The following is a 19,575-nucleotide window of genomic DNA, read 5'->3' as shown; positions in this document are numbered from 1 at the left end:
CGTGCTCGTTGAGCACCACCAGGTGCGCTCCGGCGCGTCAACCCGTCGTCAACCGGCGCGTCAACCAGCGCGTTCGTCCGGGGGAGTTGAGCGAGTGACGGTGGAGAACGGCTGTGCCCCCGGATTCGAAGACGTGCGCGGAAACCCCACGAAGGAGTGAACTCACGTCAGGTACCTGACTGTTCACTCTCAGTGCGTAATTCTTTCCGGGTCCCAGGCTTTCTCCTATGGGGGTCCCACCCTTGAACAGCATCAACCACCGCATGCCCGCGCGCCGTCTCGCCGTCACCGCGGCCGCCACCGTCCTCGCCGCGGGTCCCGCCGCGCTGGCCGGCGCGGGCTCCGCCCACGCGACCGGTGACCACGGCCGCGCGAGCGCCGTCGTGCTCCGCACCGGACTCGACGTGTCCCTCCTCAAGAAGACCGTGGACGTCCCGCTCGCGGTCTCCCTGAACGAGGTGCAGGCGCCGCAGAGTGCCGAGAAGACCGCGCTCACCGCCGAGTTGGACGGCGTCGACCACGGACGTCCGTTCAGCGTGCTGCGCGCCGAGGTCGCCACCGCCGAGGCCACCGTCTCCGCGGAGAAGGCCGAGGGCTCGACCCGTCTCGCGCATGCCGCCGTCCATGTCCCCGGGCTGCCGCTGCTCTCGCTCATCGAGGTCCAGGAAGTGACCTCGAAGGCGACCTGCGAGGCGGGCAAGAAGCCCGTCGCCACCGCGAATCTGCTGGGATCCGTCACCGTTCTCGGCAAGAAGGTCACCCTGACGACGGGCGGCCCGACGCACGTGACGGTCCCCGGCGTCGGCGAGGTGCGGCTCGATCTCTCCAGGACCGAGACCACCTCCCGTACGGCCGCGGCCACCGCGCTCGAACTGAACGTGTCCGTCGACCCGTTGAAGCTGGGTGTGGCTCAGGTCGAGGGCACGGTCACCCTGGCTAAGGCCACCTGCGCATCGCCGGACGCGCCCGCTCAGGAGGCCGCGCCGGCCAGTCCCTCGGCGACCACCCCGGCCAGTCCCTCGGCGGCCGCCGCCGAGCCGTCGGCCGAGGCGAGCCCGCAGGGCGGTCGCGAGGAGGGAGACCTCGCCGAGACCGGGAGCAGCTCGATGACGCCGTACCTGGCGGGCGGCGCGGCGGCCCTGCTCGCCGCGGGCGCGGGAGCGGTCGCCCTCTCCCGCCGCCGCAGGAGCTGACGCCCGCTCTTCCCGCCGTGCGCCGGAGGCGCCGAACGGGGGCGGCCCGCCCCGGGTCAGGGGGGCCGGGGCGAGGGGGGCCGGGGCCAGGAGGTCCGGGGTCAGGGGGTCCGGGGCCCGGCCGTCAGGCCGAGAAGGGCGCTCGCGGGGGCTCGGGGCGCGGGCCGGACGGGGGCGGCGGGGGCTGGCGGGGCGGAACGATCCCCGTGCCGCCGTCCCCGGCGACGGTCATCGCCCGGTCCAGGGCCTGGAGGAACCGGTTGACCGTCGTCCGGTCCCGCACCGCGATGCGCAGCCACTCGTCGCCGAGCCCGGGGAACGTGTCCCCGCGCCGCACCGCGAAGCCGAGATCGCGCAGCGCGCGCCGCACCCCGGCGGCCCGCGGCAGCCGGACCAGCACGAACGAGCTCTCGGCCGGCTCCACCACGGCCAGCCCGTCGGTGCAGGCGAACTCCCGCAGCCCCGCCACCAGATGGTCGCGGTCCTTGGCGATCCGCCGAGCCGCGTGCGCCGCCTCCGCGAGCGCCTGCGGGGACACGCACGCCTCCGCCGCCGCGAGCGCGGGCGTGGCCACCGGCCAGAGCGGCTGAGCGCGCTCCAGCCGGGCGATGGTCCCGGCGTCGGCGAGCACGTATCCGATCCGCAGCCCGGCGAGGCCCCACGTCTTCGTGAGACTGCGCAGCACGACGAGACCGGGTACGTCCGTCCGCCCGGCCAGCGACTCGCGCTCGCCCGGCACCGCGTCCATGAACGCCTCGTCGACCACCAGCACCCGCCCGGGACGGGCCAGTCCGGCCAGCGTCCCGGCCGGGTGCAGCACCGACGTCGGATTGGTCGGGTTGCCGATCACGACGAGATCGGCGTCCTCGGGGACGGCGGCCGGATCGAGCCGGAAGCCGTCCTCCTCCCGCAGCAGGACGCGGCCCACCGTGTGCCCGGCGTCCCGCAGCGCGGCCTCCGGCTCCGTGAACTGAGGATGCACGACGACCGGGCGGCGCACCTCCAGACCGCGCGCGAGCAGCACGAACGCCTCGGCCGCGCCCGCCGTGAGCAGCACCCGCTCCACCGGCAGCCCGTGCCGCGCCGCCACCGCCGCCCGCGCGGCCCGCCCGTCCGGGTAGGCCGCGAGGCTCGGCAAGGAGGCGGCGATCCGGTCCAGCAGCCACGCGGGCGGGGTGTCCGCCCGGACGTTGACGGCCAGATCGGTCAGCTTCGCACCGTCGTCGCGCACCTCGGCGTCCCCGTGGTGCCGCAGATCGTGCCCGCCCTCGGCGGCCTCTTCAGTGGGCATGGGAATGCGTGTGTCCCCCGTGATGGTGGTGCCCGTGTCCGTCGTGGTGCCCGTGTCCGTCATGGTGGCCGTCGTCGTCCGGGTGGAAGTGCGGCTGCTGGGGCAGCCCCACCTTGTCCTCGAAGCCGGGCAGCGCGATCCGGTACACGCAGGAGTCGCAGTTCATCCGCAGATCGCCCGCGACGGCCTCACGGTAGCGCTCCATGACCAGGTCGAGAAGCTCGGGTTCGGGACCGATCACCTCGGCGGAGCCCACCTCGACCCCGGGGTGCGCGGCGGCCCAGTCCTCCGTCTGCCGCCGCACCCGGTCCGGGAGGATGCCCGTGAACAGGAAGTAGGGCAGGACCACGATCCGGCGCGCGCCGAGCTTCACACAGCGGTCGAGACCCGAGGGCACGTCCGGGGCCGCCAGGGACACGAACGCGGTCTCCACACCCGCGTACCCCCGGCCCTCCCACAGCAGCCGCGCCGCCTTGTGCACCTCGGCGTTGGCGTCCGGGTCGGTGGACCCGCGGCCCACGAGCAGCACGGTCACCTCGGCCCGCTCCTCGGGGGTCGTGACGCCGTCGCCGAGGACCTCGTCCAGCCGCCGCTCCAGCACGGCGAGCAGCGACGGATGCGGGCCCAGCGGACGCCCGTAGGTGTAGGAGATCCCGGGGTGCCGCTCCTTCTCGCGGGCCAGCGCCGCCGGGATGTCGCCCTTGGCGTGCCCGGCCGACACCAGCATCAGCGGCACGGCGGCGAAACGCCGTACGCCCTGTCCGACGAGTTCGCCGACGGCTTCGCCCAGCGGCGGCGGCGACAGCTCGATGAACCCGCCGGCGACGGGCAGTTCGGGATGGCGGCGGCCCAACTCCCGTACGAAGGAACGGAAGGCCTCGGCTCCGGCCTCGTCCCGGGTGCCGTGTCCGGCGATGAGCAGGGCGGGGGGAGGGGTGGTCACGATGTCTCCTCGGCGGCAGCGTCGGCCGCGGTGGTCGTCGAGGCCTGGTGGGCCTCAGGGGTCGTCGAGGCCCGGTCGGTCCGGGCCGTCTTCTCGAGGGCCGGGTGGGCCCGGGCGGTCTTCTTCTTCGAGGCCTGGCAGGCCCCTGGAACAGGGGAGTCCGGAGGGAGTTCCACGCGCAGGATGGCGACGGAACCCCGCGGGTGGGCGCCGGCGGACCCCCGCCCGGGGTGCCGCCCGGCCCGGGTCCCGCTCCGCGCCCGGCTCACGGTCCCGGTCCGCGCCCGGCCCACCGGTCCCACTCGGCTCACCGTTCTCACCGGGGCTCCTTCTGCCAGCGGTAGCCGCGCGGGGTCACCATGCGCCCGGCGATCTCGCGGGTCGCGGTGTTGCCCACGGTCACCACGGTCATCATGTCGACGATTCCCGGATCCAGGGACCCCAGCGTCGTGACCCGGCTCGACTCGTCCGGACGGGAGGCGTTGCGCACCACGCCCACCGGTGTCGACGGCTCCCGGTGCTCCGCGAGGATCGCGAGCGCCTTGGGGAGCTGCCAGTCGCGGCCCCGGCTGCGCGGGTTGTAGAAGGTCACGACGATGTCGGCCTCGGCCGCCGCGAGCACCCGGCGCTCGATGACCTCCCACGGCGTGTGCAGGTCGGACAGGCTGATGGACGCATGGTCGTGGCCGAGCGGCGCGCCGAGGATCGCCCCGGCGGCGAGCGCCGCGGTCACCCCCGGCACGCCGACGACGTCGATGTCGTCGGACGCCTCGGCCAGCGCGGGCGACGCCATCGCGTACACGCCGGCGTCGCCGCTGCCGATCAGCGCGACGGCCTGACCGCGGCGGGCCTCGGCGACCGCCGTGCGCGCCCGCTCCTCCTCGGCGCCGAGCCCCGACTCCAGGATCAGCGTGCCGGGCCGCAGCAGGTCACGGATCTGGTCGACGTACTGGTCGAGTCCGACGAGCACCGCGGCCCGCCGCAGTTCCGCCGTCGCCCGCGGGGTGAGCAGATCGCGGGCCCCGGGGCCGAGGCCGACGACCGCGAGCCGCCCGCGCGCGGGCCGGCGCACGACCGCGCAGGTCGCCATCGCGGGCCGCCCGTCCGCCCGTACCGACTTCCGCTTGGGTACGAGGAGTTCGCCGCCGCCGAGCAGCGCGGCGGCCTCCGCCACGGACGGTGTCCCCACCGCGGCGAGCGGCGCGTCGGAGGGGTTGGGGACCGCCACGGCCGCCAGCTCCTCGGCCGTGTACGTGACGACCGGGACCCCGAGCCGTTCGGCGGCCCCGACGATGCCGGGCTCCTCGGACTTGGCGTCCACGGTGGCGAGTCCGGCCACCGACCGCACGGACAGACCGGCCTCGCGCAGCGCGTCCCGGACGAGATCGAGGACCTCCTCGACGGGCGCGCCCCGGGAGGCGCCGACACCGACGACGAGGGACGGCGGACGCAGGACGACCTCGCGCGCGGTGGTCTCCCGGACCCGGTCGCTCACCCGGACGACGGCGGCTCCCGGCTCCGCGGGACTGCCCACGTTCGGCGGCAACGCGGGCAGCGGCCAGGGCGACTCCCGCTCCAGCACGACCGGTTCGCCGTCCAGCATGGCCCGCGAGACCCCGGCGAGATCGCCCTCCACCGGCAGGCCGAGCGTGTCGAGACCGGGCACGCCCACCGCGTCGGTCGCCGTCGTCACCACCGGCTCGGCGCCGAGCAAATGTCCCACCTCACGCGCGAGTTCGTTCGCACCGCCCGCGTGGCCGCCGACCAGCGACACGGCGAACCGGCCCGCCTCGTCGACGCACACCACCCCGGGGTCCGCCCCCTTGTCGGAGAGCAGGGGCGCGACGAGCCGTACGACCGCGCCCGTGGCGAGGAAGCACACCATCTGGTCGCACTCCGCGAAGGCCCGCCGCACGGCGTCCGCCACGGGCCCGTCGTACACCCGGGTACGCGTGGACCAGGCCGCGGCGAGCCGGTCACGGGCCGCCGCGCCCGCCGCCGTCGCGGAAATCAGGCCGATCACTGGGGAACTCCTTCGGTACGGGCCGGAGGCCGGACGCCCCACAGCACAAAGACGGGGTTGGCCGCCGCGAGCCGGGACACGCCGCCCGGCAGCGGGGCGAGCCGCGAGGACTGCAACAGGACGCCGTCACAGGTGAATCCCGCGGAGGTGAGCGCGTCACGGGCGGCCGGCACGCGGTCGAGCGAGGCCATCGCGACGACGACGGCACGCCGGGCGCGGCGCGCGCACTCCGTGACGATCCCGGGCAGTTCACGTCCGCCGCCGCCGATGAAGACGGCGTCCGGATCGTGCGGCTCGTCCAGGCCGGACAGCACGGCGGGCGCGGACCCGCGCACGACCCGTACGTCCACGCCGTGCGCCGCCGCGTTGGCGCGGACGCGCTCGCAGCCGTCCGCGGTCCTCTCGACCGCGGTCACCGCGGCGCCGAACCGGGCGCACTCCACGGCGACGGACCCCGAGCCCGCGCCGATGTCCCAGACCAGGTCGCCGAGCCGCGGTCCGAGCCGGGCCAGCGCCAGTGCCCGCACCTCGAACTTGCTGATCATCGAGTCGCGGTGGGCGAACTCGCTCTCCTCCAGGGCCCATCGGTCCGGACCGGCCGCCGGCCCGGCGACGGTCCGGACGGGGGCCAGGGCCCGCGACTCGTCCAGACACACCACGACACCGACCGCCGGACCCCAGTCGCGGGCGGCGGCCTCGGCGGGCGTGACCCGCTCGATCGCCTCGTGGTCCGGATCGCCGAGGGCCCGCGCCACCACCAGGACGCGCTCGGCGCCCGCGTCGGCGAGGGCGGCGCCCAGCTCGGCGGGCCCGGACCCGGGAGCGGTCAGCACCGCCACCTTGGGCCGCGACCGGCAGACCTGGACGGCCGTCCGCAGCTCACGCCCGTGCGCGCTGACCACCACGGCGTCGTCCCAGGGCAGGCCGAGCCGGGCGAAGGCGGTCGCCACGGACGAGACCCCGGGCCGGACGTCCAGCCGCCCGTTCCCGAACCGCTCGGCGAGCGCCCGTACGATCCCGAAGAACCCGGGGTCACCCGAGGCCAGCACCACGACCGGGCCCCCGGGGGCTCCGTCGTCCGTGTACCGCGCGATCCGGTCGAGGGCCGGTGCCAGCGGCCCGAGCACCAGCAGTTCCGCCCGCTCCGGCGTCCGGGCCGCCTCCAGGTGGCGCCGGGCCCCCACGACGAGCCCGGCCCCGGCCAGCGCCTCCTCGGCGTCCGGGGGCAGCGGCGCCCCCGTGCCCGTACCGACGACGGTGATCACGGCGGAGCGGTCCGCGGGACCCGCGGATCCTCCTGCCGCGACGGTCACGTCCACGCTCACGAGGCGGGGCCCTGCGCACTGCCCGCACCGCTCCGGCGGGCGGCGCGCAGCTCGGCGCGCGCCTGCGGGTCGGCCTTGCGGAAGCCGTGGAAATGACCGGGGTGGTAGAGGTGCGAGCGGGTGCCGCTCGCGTCGAGCGCCGGGCCCACCAGGAAGAGCGTGTGCTTCCAGAGCTTGTGCTCCTTGACCGTCTCCTCCAGCGTGCCGACCGTGCACCGCACGATCAGCTCCTCCGGCCAGGTCGCCTGGTAGGCGACCACGACCGGTGTGGTCGTCGGATAGCCGCCCTCCAGCAGCTCCCGCACGAGCTGTCCGCTGCGCGCCGCCGACAGGAACAGCGCCATCGTCGTGCCGTGCCTGGCGAACTCCCGTACGTCCTCGCCGGGAGGCATCGGCGTCTTGCCGCCGCCGAGCCGGGTGAGGATCACGGACTGGGCGACCTCGGGGATCGTCAGCTCGCGCTGCGCGATCGCGGCCACCGCGGAGAAGGACGAGACGCCGGGCACGATCTCGGTGTCGATGCCGAGCTCGGCGCACCGGTCGACCTGCTCCTGCGTACCGCCCCACAGGGCCGGGTCGCCGGAGTGGATCCGCGCCACCCGCAGGCCCTCGGCACGGGCCCGTTCGTAGACGGCGACGACGTCCTCCAGCGACATCGTCGCCGAGTCGAGGATCTCCGCGTCCTCGCGCGCGTGGCCGAGGACCTCGGCCTGCACCAGGCTGGCCGCCCAGATCACGACGTCCGCCTCGGCGATGGCGCGCGCGGCGCGGAAGGTCAGCAGGTCGGCGGCGCCGGGGCCGGCACCGACGAAGGTCACTTTGCCGGTGGGGGCATCGGCCATGGGAATCGGTCCTCTCCTACGGGTCCTACGGGACATCAGGGGCGTGGCACATCGGGGGTGCCGTGAACGCTTCGGGGGGCGCGGGGCCGTCGCCCGATGTGCGCGCACGGGGGTGCATCGGATAGCAAGGGCCTATGGCGGTCCTCGTCGCGCTCGGCGCGTTCCTGATGACGCTGGTCGGCGGCTGGACCGCCCAGCGGGTGACCGACCGCCGTCATCTGGTGCTCGGCCTGGCCGGTGGCCTGATGCTCGGCGTGGTCGGCCTCGATCTGCTGCCGGAGGCGCTGGCCGCGGCGGGCACCGAGGTGTTCGGCGTACCGGCCGCGCTGCTCCTGTTCGTGGCCGGCTTCCTGCTGGCCCATCTGGTCGAACGGCTCCTCGCCCACCGCCAGGCCGCGCACGGCGGTGAGGAGCACGCCGGACGCGCGCCCGAGGTGGGCCTCACGGCGGCGGCCGCCATGGTCGGCCACAGCGCGATGGACGGCGTGGCGATCGGCGCCGCCTTCCAGGTGGGCGGCGGGATGGGGCTGGCGGTGTCCCTCGCGGTGATCGCCCACGACTTCGCCGACGGCTTCAACACGTACACGATCACGAGCCTGTACGGGAACGCCCGCCGCAAGGCGCTGTTCATGCTGTACGCGGACGCGGCGGCCCCGATGATCGGCGCGGCCTCGACGCTGTTCTTCACCATCCCCGAGCGGCTGCTCGGCGGCTACCTCGGCCTCTTCGGCGGCGTACTCCTCTACCTCGCCGCCGCCGAGATCCTCCCGGAGGCACACCACGAGCACCCCGCCCGCTCGACCCTGCTGTGCACGGTCGCGGGCGTGGCCTTCATCTGGCTGGTGGTGGGCCTCGCGGGCTGAGCCGGGGCGGTCCACCGGGTGCGTCGGAAGCCCCGCGGGCGGAAGCCCCGCCGGGCGGGCCGTGCGGCCCGGGCGGGCGCGGGTCACAGCTTTCCGCCGCGGGTCCCGTCGCGGCGCGCGGGCGCGATGAGCGTCGAGAGGTACGGCAGCGGCTCGCCGTCGAGGTCGGCCGCGGAGCGGATCGACTCGTCCTCCAGGCCGAGGGCCGACCCCCAGACGGCGTCGTCGATCCGTCCGCTGTCCCGCAGCGCCTCGGCCACCTCGGCGGCCTGCCGTCCGAACTTGTACGCGACCACCGTGCCGGGCCCGTTCAGCGCGTCCTTGAGCACGGCCGCGCCCGCGGTCACCGGGACGAGCGTGAGCGGCTCGGTCCCCTCGGTGAGGACGGCCCCCGACCGCGCGGCGAGGTCCTGCATGGCGGTGATGCCGGGCACGGTCTCCACGACCGTGCCGGGAACCAGCTCCCCGATCGTGTGGGCGAGATACGTGAACGTCGAGTACACGTTGGGGTCGCCGATGGTGGCGAAGGCGACCGTGCCGTGCAGGCGGAGCAGGCCCGCGACCCGCTCACCCGCCGCGTCCCAGGCCGCCTCGCGCCGCGCCCGGTCGCTGCGCTCGTTGAGCGCGAACACCACCCGGACGACCTTCTCCTCGGGCACGTAGTGCAGGACGGTCGCCTCGGCCCGGCCGCGCTCTCCGCCGTCCTTCCCGTCCGGTGCGGCCATGACGGGTACGACGACGACGTCCGCGGCGCGCAGGGCGTTGACGCCCTTGACGGTCACCAGCTCCGGATCGCCGGGGCCGACCCCGACCCCGATCAGCTTGCTGCTCATGACGTCAGGCACCTCTCGACGAACCGACGGGCCACACCGGGCTCGGACGCCCAGTGCGTGTGCAGATAACTCGCGTGCAGGCCCTGCTGCACGAAACCTTCGACGCGCCGCTCGGGGGCGCGCATCCCCCAGGCGGGAGCGGGCCCGGCGCCGGGCTCCACGACCGTGCGGTGGAACTCGTGCCCGCGCATGCGGGTGCCGGCCGGGGCGAGCACGCTGTCGCCGAGGGCCACGGCGTCCCGGTAGCCGAGGGTGAGCCGCTCGCTCATCCGCGCGGTCGCGTCGAGCACCCCGCACATCGGCCGTCCGTCCAGTTCCCGGCACAGATAGAGCAGCCCGGCGCACTCGGCGGCCACCGGGGCGCCCGACTCCGCGAGGGCGGCGACGGCCTTGCGCAGCGGTTCGTTGGCGGACAGCTCGGCCGCGTACACCTCGGGGAAGCCGCCGCCGATCACCAACCCGCTTGTCCCGTCCGGTAGTTGTCCATCGCGGAGCGGATCGAAGGTGACGACCTCGGCACCGGCGGCGGCGAGCAGTTCGCTGTGCTCGGCGTAGGAGAAGGTGAACGCCTCCCCGCCGGCGACGGCCACGACAGGCGCCCGCTCGTCGGCCGGGCGAGTCGAGTGGTCGTGGGTGGGCGAGTCGACGGCCTCCGCCGCGTCCCAGGCCGCACCCGGCAGCGCACCGGCACCGCGCGCCAGCGCGAAGAGCGCGTCCAGGTCGCACCCGGCGGAGACCTGCGCGGCCATGGCGGCGACCGCCGCCACCGCCTCCGCCCGCCGCTCGGCGACCGGCACGAGACCCAGGTGCCGCGACGGCGTGTCCACCTGCGGCGCCCGCCGCAGCACGCCGAGGACCGGCACCCCGGAGGAGTCCAGCGCGTCGCGCAGCAGGTCCTCGTGCCGGTCCGAGGCGACCTTGTTCAGGATCACGCCCCCGATCCGCACCTCGGGATCCCAGGACGCGAACCCGTGCACCAGCGCGGCCACGGACCGCGACTGCGAGGACGCGTCCACGACCAGCACCACCGGCGCCCGCAGCAGCTTCGCGACCTGCGCCGTGGACGCGAGCTCTCCCTCGCCCGCGGCCCCGTCGTACAGCCCCATCACGCCCTCGACGACCGCGAGATCACAGCCGCGCGCCCCGTGCGCGAACAGCGGGCCGATCAGCTCGGTGCCGCACAGGTACGCGTCGAGATTGCGTCCCACGCGTCCCGTGGCGAGCGCGTGATAGCCGGGGTCGATGTAGTCGGGCCCCACCTTGTGCGGGGACACGGCGAGCCCCCGCGCGGAGAAGGCCGCCATCAGCCCCGTGGCGACGGTGGTCTTGCCGCTGCCCGAGGAGGGCGCGGCGACCACCAGCCGGGGAACGGACGTCACCACTCGATGCCCCTCTGGCCCTTCTGGCCGGCGTCCATCGGATGCTTGACCTTGGACATGTCGGTCACGAGATCGGCCAGCTCGACCAGCTTCTCCGGGGCGTTGCGCCCGGTGATCACGACGTGCTGGGTGCCGGGACGCTCCCGCAGCACCGCGACGACCTCGTCGGTGTCGATCCATCCCCAGTGCATCGGGTACGCGAACTCGTCGAGCACGTACAGCTTGTACGTCTCGGCGGCCAGGTCGCGCTTGACCTGCTCCCAGCCCTCGCGGGCCTTCTCCTCGTTGTCCATCTGCGCGTCGCGCTGGACCCAGGACCAGCCCTCGCCCATCTTGTGCCAGTCGACGCTCCCGCCCTCGCCGGAGGCCCCGAGCACGCGCAGCGCGTTCTCCTCGCCGACCTTCCACTTCGCCGACTTGACGAACTGGAACACCCCGATGGGCCACCCCTGGTTCCAGGCGCGCAGCGCGAGCCCGAACGCGGCGGTCGACTTGCCCTTCCCGATCCCCGTGTGCACGACGACCAGCGGCCGGTTACGACGCTGACGGGTCGTCAGGCCGTCGTCCGGTACGACACTCGGCTGCCCCTGCGGCACTACGCGGCCCTCCTCGAAGTCCCCTGCACACCCTGTACGTCCCGCACGAGACCGGCGATGGAGTCGGCCCGCAGCTCGTCCAACGTCACCGCGGTTCCGCCCAGTTCACCGGCGAGCCGGCCGGCGAGGCCGAGCCTGACCGGTCCGCTCTCGCAGTCCACGACCACCGAGGCGACCTGATCGGCCGCGAACAGCCGTGCCGCGCGCCCGGCCAGCGCCACCGGCTCAGGACCGCCCGTGGCGCGCCCGTCGGTCACCACCACGACGAGCGCCCGGCGCGCCGGGTCCCGCAGCCGTTCCACCCGCAGCACCTCGTGGGCCCGCAGCAGTCCGGCCGCGAGCGGGGTCCGCCCGCCCGTCGGCAGCGACTCCAGCCGGGCCGCGGCCGCGTCCACCGAGGAGGTGGGCGGCAGCGCGACCTCGGCGGCCGAGCCGCGGAAGGTCACCAGACCCACCTTGTCCCGCCGCTGGTAGGCGTCGAGCAGCAGCGACAGCACCGCGCCCTTGACCGCGCCCATCCGCTGCCGCGCCGCCATCGAACCGGAGGCGTCCACGACGAACAGCACGAGGTTGCCCTCACGGCCCTCGCGCGTCGCCTGCCGCAGATCGTCCCGCCGTACGACCAGACCGCGGCCCGACCGCCCGCGCGCCCGCTGATGCGGGGCCGCCGCCTGCACGGTCGCCGCCAGGTGCAGCTTGGTCAGCGTTCCCCGGGGCCGTCGTGCCCCGGTCGTGCGGCCGTGCTCGGTCCGCGCCCGCGAGCGCCGCCCGGCCGCGCCCTCGCCGAGCCCCGGCACGCTCAGCATCTTCGTGCGAAAGGGTTCGGCGGCCCGTACGGGGGAGCGCTCGCCGCCCTGTCCGGCCGGTGCCTTCCCCTCGTCCGAGGGCTCGCCCTGCGCCGGGACGTCACCGGCGGGGGTGCCGTCGTCCGGACCGTCCTGGGGCGGCTGCCCGCCCCCGCCGGGCCCGTCCGGGTCCGGGTCCGGGTCGTCGTCGGAGGGGCCCTCACCCGAGGAGTCCCCGTCCGAGCCGCCGAACTCCTCCAGCGTCTCGTCGAGCTTGTCCTCGTCGAGGCCGGGCGCGTCGAAGGGATTGCGGCGCCGCCGGTGCGGCAGCGCGAGCAGCGCCGCCTGCCGCACGTCCTCGGCGATCACCTCGGTCCGTCCCGCCCACGCGGCGAGCGCGGTCGCGGTCCTTGCCATCACGATGTCGGCGCGCATGCCGTCCACCTCGAAGGCGGCGCAGGTCGCCGCGATCTGGCGCAGCGGCCCGTCCCCGAGCCGCACGGAGGGCAGCAGCGCGCGGGCCGCCACGATCCGCGCCCGCACGGCGGCCTCCTCCTCGGCCCAGCGCGCGGCGAAGCCGGCCGGGTCGTCGTCGTGGGCGAGCCTGCGCCGCACGACCTCGACCCGCTGATCGGGTTCGCGCGAGGCGGCCACCTCGACGGTCAGCCCGAACCGGTCGAGCAACTGCGGCCGCAGCTCGCCCTCTTCGGGGTTCATCGTCCCCACCAGCAGGAACCGCGCCGCGTGCCGTACGGAGACACCCTCGCGTTCCACGTACGAGGCGCCCATCGCGGCCGCGTCCAGCAGCAGGTCGACCAGATGGTCGTGGAGCAGGTTGACCTCGTCCACGTACAGGATCCCGCGGTGGGCGTCGGCCAGCAGGCCCGGCTCGAAGGCCTTCACGCCCTCCGCGAGCGCCCGCTCGATGTCCAGGGCGCCCACCAGCCGGTCCTCGGAGGCGCCGACGGGCAACTCGACCATCCGGGCCGGGCGCTGCGCGCCGGTCGCCGCCTCGTGCGGCCCGTCCGGGCAGGCCGGGTCGGCGGCGGCCGGGTCGCAGGAGAACCGGCAACCGGGCACGACGGCCACCTCCGGCAGCAGCGCCGAGAGGGCGCGCACCGCCGTCGACTTGGCGGTGCCCTTCTCGCCGCGCACCAGCACACCGCCCACCGCCGGGGAGACGGCGTTCAGCAGCAGCGCGAGCCGCAGGTCGTCCTGGCCGACCACGGCCGTGAACGGGAACGGGGTACTCACTGGTCGTCGCCCTCCAAGTCGCCTTCGAGCTCCAGATAGGTGGCGCGCAGCCGCTCCAGCGTGTCCGCGTCCGGCTCGGCCCACAGACCCCGGTCGGCGGCCTCCAGCAGCCGTTCGGTGATCCCGCGCAGCGCCCAGGGGTTGGACTTCTTCATGAAGTCCCGGTTCTCCGCGTCGAAGACGTACTCCGCGCTGAGCTTCTCGTACATCCAGTCGTCCACGACCCCGGCGGTGGCGTCGTAGCCGAACAGGTAGTCCACGGTCGCCGCCATCTCGAAGGCGCCCTTGTAGCCGTGCCGGCGCATCGCGGCCATCCAGCGCGGGTTGACCACCCGGGCCCGGAAGACCCGGTGGGTCTCCTCGCCCAGCGTGCGGGTCTTCACCTGGTCGGGGACGGCCGAGTCGCCGACGTACGCCTCGGGGGAGGCCCCGGTGAGGTGGCGGACCATCGCGACCATGCCGCCGTGGTACTGGAAGTAGTCGTCGGCGTCGACGAGGTCGTGCTCGCGGGTGTCGACGTTCTTCGCCGCCACCGCGATCCGCCGGAACGCCGTCTCCATGTCCCCGCGCGCGGCCCGCCCGTCGAGCCCGCGCCCGTAGGCGTAGCCGCCCCAGACGGCGTACACCTCGGCGAGGTCGGCGTCCGACCGCCAGTTGCGGGCGTCGATCAGCGGCAGCAGACCGGCGCCGTACGCGCCCGGCTTGGAGCCGAAGATACGGGCGGTCGCGCGCCGCCGGTCGCCGTGCTCGGCGGTGTCCTCGTCGGCGTGCCTGCGCACGAAGTTCCGCTCGGCGGGCTCGTCCAGCTCGGCGACCGCCCGTACCGCGTCGTCCAGGAGCCCGACCACGTGCGGGAACGCGTCCCGGAAGAACCCGGAGATGCGGACCGTGACGTCGATACGGGGGCGGCCGAGCTCGTCGAGCGGCACGATCTCGAAGCCCGTGACCCGCCGCGAGGCGTCGTCCCACACCGGGCGGCAGCCGAGCAGCGCGAGGATCTCCGCGATGTCGTCGCCCTGGGTGCGCATGGCGGACGTGCCCCACACCGTCAGTCCGACGGACGTCGGGTAGTCGCCGGTGTCCTGGAGGTAGCGCTGCACGAGCGAGTCCGCGAGGGACTGGCCGACCTCCCAGCTCAGCCGGGAGGGAATGGCCTTGGGGTCGACCGAGTAGAAGTTGCGACCGGTCGGCAGGACGTTGACGAGCCCGCGGGTCGGCGAGCCCGACGGACCCGCCGGGACGTAACCGCCGTCCAGGGCCTTGAGGATGTGCCCGATCTCGTCCGTCGTCCGGGCCAGCCGCGGCACGACCTCGCGGCAGGCGAACTCCAGCACCGCGACGGCGTCCGGGAGTTCGGTACCGAGGACCTCGCGCACGAGCGCCGGGACGGCCGCCGTGTCCCAGCCGCGCTCCTCCATGCCGAGCGCCGCGCGGCGGCAGAGCTGCTCCAGCAGGTCGATCGCGTCGGCCGCCGTACGGTTCGGGCCCGCGACGAGGTCGCTCAGCTCCACCGGCACCTTCACCGGGGCACCCGGCTCGGCCAGCAGCTCCTTCTCCACCAGGCCGAAATGCTCCGCGAGCGCCGCGCGCAGACCGGGCAGCGCGTTCGCCGCGCCGCCCCACACCTGCGAGGCGCGCAGCACCGCGAGCACGAGGTTCACCCGCGGTTCGGCCTCCGGGCCGCCGCCCAGGATGTGCAGACCGTCGCGGATCTGCACGTCCTTGATCTCGCACAGATAGCCGTCGATGTGCATCACGAACTCGTCGAAGTCGCCGTCGTCCGGCTGCTCGTCGACATGCAGGTCGTGGTGGAGCTCGGCCGCCTTGACCAGCGTCCAGATCTGCGCGCGGACCGCCGGGGCCTTCGTCGGGTCCAGGTCGGAGACCAGCGCGTACTCGTCGAGGAGCTGCTCCAGCTTCGCGAGGTCGCCGTAGGTGTCGGCGCGGGCCATCGGCGGCACGAGGTGGTCGACGACGGTGGCGTGCCCCCGCCGCTTGGCCTGGGTTCCCTCACCGGGGTCGTTGACGATGAACGGGTAGACCAGGGGGAGTTCGCCGAGCACGGCGTCGGGCGCGCAGCCGCCGCTGAGCCCGAGCCCCTTGCCCGGCAGCCACTCCATCGTGCCGTGCTTGCCCATGTGCACGACCGCGTCCGCGCCGAAACTGTTCTCCAGCCAGCGGTAGGCGGCCATGTAGTGGTGCGACGGCGGCATGTCGGGGTCGTGGTAGATCGCGATCGGGTTCTCGCCGAAGCCGCGCGGCGGCTGGATCATCACGACGACGTTCCCGAACTCCAGGCAGGCGAGCACGATGTCGTCGCCGTCGACGTAGAGGGAGCCCGGCGGCTCGCCCCAGGCCTCCAGCATGCCCTCGCGCAGCGCCGGGTCGAGGGTGTCGAACCAGGCCCGGTAGTCGGCGAGCGGCACCCGTGCCGGGGCGGCGGCGAGCTGCTCCTCGGTCAGCCACTCGACGTCGTGGCCGCCGGCCGCGATCAGCCGGTGGATCAACTCGTCGCCGTTGTCCGGGTACTGGGTGAGGGCGTAGCCCGCGTCGCGGAGGGCGTCGAGGACCCGTACAGCCGAGGCGGGGGTGTCGAGGCCGACCGCGTTGCCGACGCGCGAGTGCTTGGTCGGGTAGGCGGTGAAGACGATCCCGAGCTTCTTCTCGCCGTTCGGCTTGTGCTTCAACCGCGCGTGCCGCAGGGCGATCCCGGCGACGCGGGCGGCCCGCTCGGGGTCGGCGACGTACACCGGGACGTCGTCGGGGCCCTGCTCCTTGAAGGAGAACGGCACGGTGATCAGACGGCCGTCGAACTCCGGGATGGCGACCTGCATCGCCGCGTCCATCGGGGACAGGGCGGCGTCCGAGGCGTCCCAGGCGCTCTTCGACGAGGTCAGGCAGAGGCCCTGGAGCACCGGGACGTCGAGGTCGGCGAGCGCCCCGATGTCCCAGGCCTCCTCGTCGCCGCCCGCCGACGCCTGCGAGGCGTGCGTGCCGCCGGCGGCCAGGACGGTGGCGACGAGCGCGTCGGCCCGGCCGAGGATCTCGTACAGGCCCGGGTCGGCCCCGCGCAGCGAACCGCAGTACACGGGAAGGGCGTTGGCGCCGCGCGCCTCGATCGCCTCGCACAGCGTGTCCACGAACGCGGTGTTCCCGGACAGCTCGTGCGCCCGGTAGAACAGCACGCCGACCGTCGGCCGGCCCTCGACGTACGCGAACTCGCCGTGGACGCCGAACTCGGCCGTCCGGTACGGCTCCTCGAAGCCCTCGCCCGTCAGCAGCACGGTGTCGGAGAGGAACCGGGCCAGCTCGCCGAGGTTGGCCGGACCGCCCTCGACGAGATAGCGCAGCGCCTCGGCGACCACGCCCGCGGGCGCCGACGACTCGGCCATCAGCTCGGCGTCCGGGACGGACTCGCCGCCCAGCAGCACGGTCGGGATCCCGGACGCCTTCAGGAAGGCCAGCCCGTCCTCCCAGGCCCGCTTGCCGCCGAGCAGCCGCACGACGGCCAGGTCCGCGCCCTCGACGAGCGCGGGGAGTTCGCCGGTGACGTCCACCCGGGTCGGGTTGCCGATCCGGTAGGCGGCGCCACTGGCACGGGCCGCCAGCAGGTCCGTGTCGGCGGTCGACAACAACAACACTGTGCTCATGCGGGTGCTCCCGGTGGGATGAAGGGCAGTCCTTGCGGCGCGCCGGACTCGATGAGCCGCCACAGCGCGTCCGTGTCCGCGTGTTCCTCGATCAGGTCGCCGAGCCGGTCGAGCTGCTCCTCGCGCAGCGCCGCGAACGACGTGTCGGGGGCCGGCACGAAGCGGCGGCCCGCGGCGGCGGCCACCTCGCGCAGGAAGGCCCGCCGGAATCCGTCCGACTCCAGGGAGCCGTGCCAGTGCGTGCCCCAGACGGAGCCGACCCGGCACCCGTCCAGACCCTGTCCGTGGCCGTCGGACATGAACGGCGTGCCGCCGCTGACCTCGGCGACGCCGTGGTGGATCTCGTACCCCTCGACGGGTTCGCCGAGGGCCTCGCCGACCGGCCGCGCCAGCGTCTTCTCCCGCGCGAACCGCACGCGTACGGGCAGGAGTCCGAGCCCCTCGACCCGGCCGGCGCGCGACTCGACCTCGTCCTCGATGTGCTCGCCGAGGAGCTGGTAGCCGCCGCAGACGCCGAGGACGGGCCGCCCCTCGGCGGCCCGGCGCGCGATGGCGTCCGCGAGGCCGCGCTCGCGCAGCCACCGGAGCGCGTTGACCGTGCCCCGGGTGCCGGGGACGACGACCAGGTCCGCGTCGGCCAGCTCCTCGGCCCGGTCCACGAACCGCACGACGACGCCGGGTTCGGCGGCCAGCGCGTCCACGTCGGTGAAGTTGGACATCAGCGGGATCGCGCAGACGGCGACCCGCAGGACGTCCTCGCCGACGGGGGCGGCGACGGCGGACTCGCGGACGGCGCCGCGCAGCGAGACCCGCAGCCCGTCCTCCTCGTCGATGCCGAGCCCGTGCTGGAAGGGCAGCACGCCGTAGGTGCGCCGCCCGGTCAGGCCGTGCAGCATGTCGAGCCCCGGCTCCAGCAGGCTCACGTCACCGCGGAACTTGTTGACGAGGAATCCGGCGACGAGCGCCTGGTCCTCGGGCGACAGCAGCGCGACGGTCCCGAAGAACGAGGCGAACACCCCGCCCCGGTCGATGTCGCCGACGACGAGCACGGGAAGCCCCGCGTTCCGCGCCACCCCCATGTTCACGATGTCGGTGCGCCGCAGATTGATCTCGGCCGGGCTGCCGGCCCCTTCACAGATCACCGCGTCATACGTGCCCCGCAACTGCGTCAGACAGTCGAGGACGGTGGCGAGGAGTGCTTCCTGGCGCCCCCCGCGCAGCCGGTCCCCGGGCGCCGCGGCGCCCGGCGCGGGGCCCGTCGCGGACCCTGTCGTCCCGAAGAAGCCGCGGGCGCTCATCTCGCCGACCGGCCTGCCCATCAGGACGACCTGACTGCTGCGGTCGCTGCCCGGTTTCAGCAGCACCGGATTCATCAGCGCGGTCGGCTCCACACGGGCGGCCTGCGCCTGCATGGCCTGCGCCCGCCCGATCTCGGCGCCCTCGCGCGTCACGAACGAGTTCAGCGACATGTTCTGGGCCTTGAAGGGCGCGACCTTGACACCCTGGCGCGCCAGCCACCGGCAGATCCCGGCGGTCACGACGCTCTTGCCCGCGTCCGAGGTGGTCCCGGCGATCAGCAGTCCGCCGCTCATGCGGTGCGCCCCTTCCTGGTGAACGGAACCCGTCCGGCCCCGGTGAGCAGAACCCGCCCGGCGGCGCTCACGCCGAGCGCGAGCCAGCCGACGCGCCGGGAGAGCCGTACGGCCCGTTCGATGTCGTGGACGTGGACGGCGCGCCCCGCGCCGTTGAGCACGGGCCGGTGCTCGACCCGTCCGCCGTACGAGAGGGTGCCGCCGAGCCGCACGCCGAGCGTGCCCGCGAACGAGGCCTCCACGGGCCCGGCGTTGGGGCTCGGATGCTTGCGGGCGTCCGCGCGCCAGGCCCGCAGGGCTCCGCGCGGGTCGGGTCCGGCCACGGCCGCGAGGACGGCGGTCAGCCGGGCTCCCGGCCAGCCGGCCAGGTCGTCGAGCCGGGCGGAGGCCCAGCCGTAGCGCCGGTGGCGGGGGGAACTGTGTCCGACCATGGCGTCGAGCGTGTTCACGGCGCGGAAGGCGACGAGTCCGGGCACACCACCGACGGCCCCCCAGACCAGGGCGCCCACGACGGCGTCGGAGGTGTTCTCGGCGACGGACTCGACGACCGCGCGCGCGACGCCGTCGGCGTCCAGCGCCTGCGGATCGCGTCCGCACAGGTGCGGCAGCCGCTCCCGGGCCGCGCCGAGGTCACCGGCCGCGAGCGCGCCGCCGATCGTCCGCGCCTCGCGGCCGAGTGAGGTGCCTCCGACGACGGCCCAGGTGGCGGCGGCGGTCAGGGCGACGGAGGCGGCGGGGGAGCGGCGTACGGTACGACTCGCCAGCGCGGCCAGTCCGGTGGCGCCGCCGACGCAGACGGCCGTGTGCAGCGCGCCCCACCCGCGGTGGTCGCGCCACAGTGTCCGTTCGACGGTCGCGGCGGCCCGCCCGAAAGCGGCGACCGGATGCCCTCGGCGGGGATCGCCGAGCAACAGGTCGCCGAGAAGGCCTGCGGCGGCGCCGTACGCGAAGACGCGATCGGCACGCACGGGGTCAGCCGGCCGTGGGGTGGAGCGGAACCCTCGTA

At 74.8% G+C, this 19,575-nt stretch carries 15 protein-coding genes; 2 read left to right on the top strand and 13 right to left on the bottom strand.

The features are described from left to right. Positions 1-242: 242 nt before the first annotated feature. The gene (locus ACZ4TO_RS08955; protein WP_468023838.1) at positions 243-1,193 is read left to right on the top strand and encodes an SCO1860 family LAETG-anchored protein; all 951 of its coding nucleotides are present in this window, start codon (positions 243-245) and stop codon (positions 1,191-1,193) included. A 124-nt stretch (positions 1,194-1,317) separates the two neighbouring features. Here ACZ4TO_RS08955 and cobC read toward each other — a convergent pair whose 3' ends face one another. The 6 genes from cobC to cobM all read right to left on the bottom strand — a co-directional run bounded on the left by cobC (position 1,318) and on the right by cobM (position 7,617). Beyond that, positions 1,318-2,484: an Rv2231c family pyridoxal phosphate-dependent protein CobC gene (gene cobC / locus ACZ4TO_RS08950; RefSeq protein ID WP_382794554.1), complete on the bottom strand. Its 1,167-nt coding sequence runs from the start codon at positions 2,482-2,484 to the stop codon at positions 1,318-1,320. Then, positions 2,474-3,427 carry a sirohydrochlorin chelatase gene (locus ACZ4TO_RS08945; protein WP_468023837.1) on the bottom strand — a complete coding sequence of 318 codons (954 nt, stop codon included), beginning with the start codon at positions 3,425-3,427 and terminating at the stop codon, positions 2,474-2,476. Before ACZ4TO_RS08945 ends, cobC begins: the two co-directional genes overlap by 11 nt. Continuing rightward, positions 3,424-3,603, bottom strand: a complete 180-nt coding sequence (locus ACZ4TO_RS08940) for a hypothetical protein (protein ID WP_468023836.1) — start codon at positions 3,601-3,603, stop codon at positions 3,424-3,426. Before ACZ4TO_RS08940 ends, ACZ4TO_RS08945 begins: the two co-directional genes overlap by 4 nt. Before the next feature lie 140 nt (positions 3,604-3,743). Beyond that, positions 3,744-5,450 carry a precorrin-3B C(17)-methyltransferase gene (cobJ, locus tag ACZ4TO_RS08935; RefSeq protein ID WP_468023835.1) on the bottom strand — a complete coding sequence of 569 codons (1,707 nt, stop codon included), beginning with the start codon at positions 5,448-5,450 and terminating at the stop codon, positions 3,744-3,746. Continuing rightward, positions 5,447-6,715, bottom strand: coding sequence for a precorrin-6y C5,15-methyltransferase (decarboxylating) subunit CbiE (gene cbiE / locus ACZ4TO_RS08930; protein WP_468024352.1), 1,269 nt, complete (start codon positions 6,713-6,715; stop codon positions 5,447-5,449). Before cbiE ends, cobJ begins: the two co-directional genes overlap by 4 nt. Before the next feature lie 56 nt (positions 6,716-6,771). Beyond that, on the bottom strand, positions 6,772-7,617 hold the full coding sequence (gene cobM / locus ACZ4TO_RS08925) for a precorrin-4 C(11)-methyltransferase (RefSeq protein ID WP_382794565.1): 846 nt from the start codon (positions 7,615-7,617) through the stop codon (positions 6,772-6,774). A 134-nt stretch (positions 7,618-7,751) separates the two neighbouring features. Here cobM and ACZ4TO_RS08920 point away from each other — a divergent pair, with 134 nt between their 5' ends. Next, positions 7,752-8,480: a ZIP family metal transporter gene (locus ACZ4TO_RS08920; protein WP_382794569.1), complete on the top strand. Its 729-nt coding sequence runs from the start codon at positions 7,752-7,754 to the stop codon at positions 8,478-8,480. A gap of 83 nt (positions 8,481-8,563) precedes the next feature. Here the strand turns inward: ACZ4TO_RS08920 and cobI are convergent, their stop codons facing one another. From cobI to ACZ4TO_RS08885, 7 genes are read right to left on the bottom strand one after another with little or no spacing between them, the layout of a single operon-like run. Further along, complete coding sequence (gene cobI, locus ACZ4TO_RS08915; protein WP_382794572.1) at positions 8,564-9,313, bottom strand: precorrin-2 C(20)-methyltransferase; 750 nt, start codon at positions 9,311-9,313, stop codon at positions 8,564-8,566. Next, positions 9,310-10,695 carry a cobyrinate a,c-diamide synthase gene (locus ACZ4TO_RS08910; protein ID WP_468023834.1) on the bottom strand — a complete coding sequence of 462 codons (1,386 nt, stop codon included), beginning with the start codon at positions 10,693-10,695 and terminating at the stop codon, positions 9,310-9,312. The genes cobI and ACZ4TO_RS08910 overlap by 4 nt, the downstream gene beginning before the upstream one ends. After that, a complete protein-coding gene (gene cobO / locus ACZ4TO_RS08905) occupies positions 10,689-11,288 on the bottom strand; it encodes a cob(I)yrinic acid a,c-diamide adenosyltransferase (protein ID WP_382794577.1) in 600 nt (199 codons plus the stop codon). Before cobO ends, ACZ4TO_RS08910 begins: the two co-directional genes overlap by 7 nt. Further along, positions 11,288-13,327, bottom strand: coding sequence for a putative cobaltochelatase (locus tag ACZ4TO_RS08900; protein WP_382794580.1), 2,040 nt, complete (start codon positions 13,325-13,327; stop codon positions 11,288-11,290). Before ACZ4TO_RS08900 ends, cobO begins: the two co-directional genes overlap by 1 nt. Further along, complete coding sequence (gene cobN, locus ACZ4TO_RS08895) at positions 13,324-16,977, bottom strand: cobaltochelatase subunit CobN (protein WP_468023833.1); 3,654 nt, start codon at positions 16,975-16,977, stop codon at positions 13,324-13,326. The genes ACZ4TO_RS08900 and cobN overlap by 4 nt, the downstream gene beginning before the upstream one ends. Further along, a complete protein-coding gene (locus ACZ4TO_RS08890; protein WP_468023832.1) occupies positions 16,974-18,569 on the bottom strand; it encodes a cobyric acid synthase in 1,596 nt (531 codons plus the stop codon). The genes cobN and ACZ4TO_RS08890 overlap by 4 nt, the downstream gene beginning before the upstream one ends. Next, positions 18,566-19,537 (bottom strand): cobalamin biosynthesis protein, encoded by a 972-nt coding sequence (locus ACZ4TO_RS08885; RefSeq protein ID WP_468023831.1) that lies wholly within the window; start codon positions 19,535-19,537, stop codon positions 18,566-18,568. Before ACZ4TO_RS08885 ends, ACZ4TO_RS08890 begins: the two co-directional genes overlap by 4 nt. Positions 19,538-19,575 lie beyond the last annotated feature (38 nt).

The sequence above is a fragment of the Streptomyces sp. NPDC028298 genome, from assembly GCF_055565895.1.
Note: the sequence above shows the minus strand (reverse complement) of the source record. Positions and strands in the feature narration are given on the sequence as shown.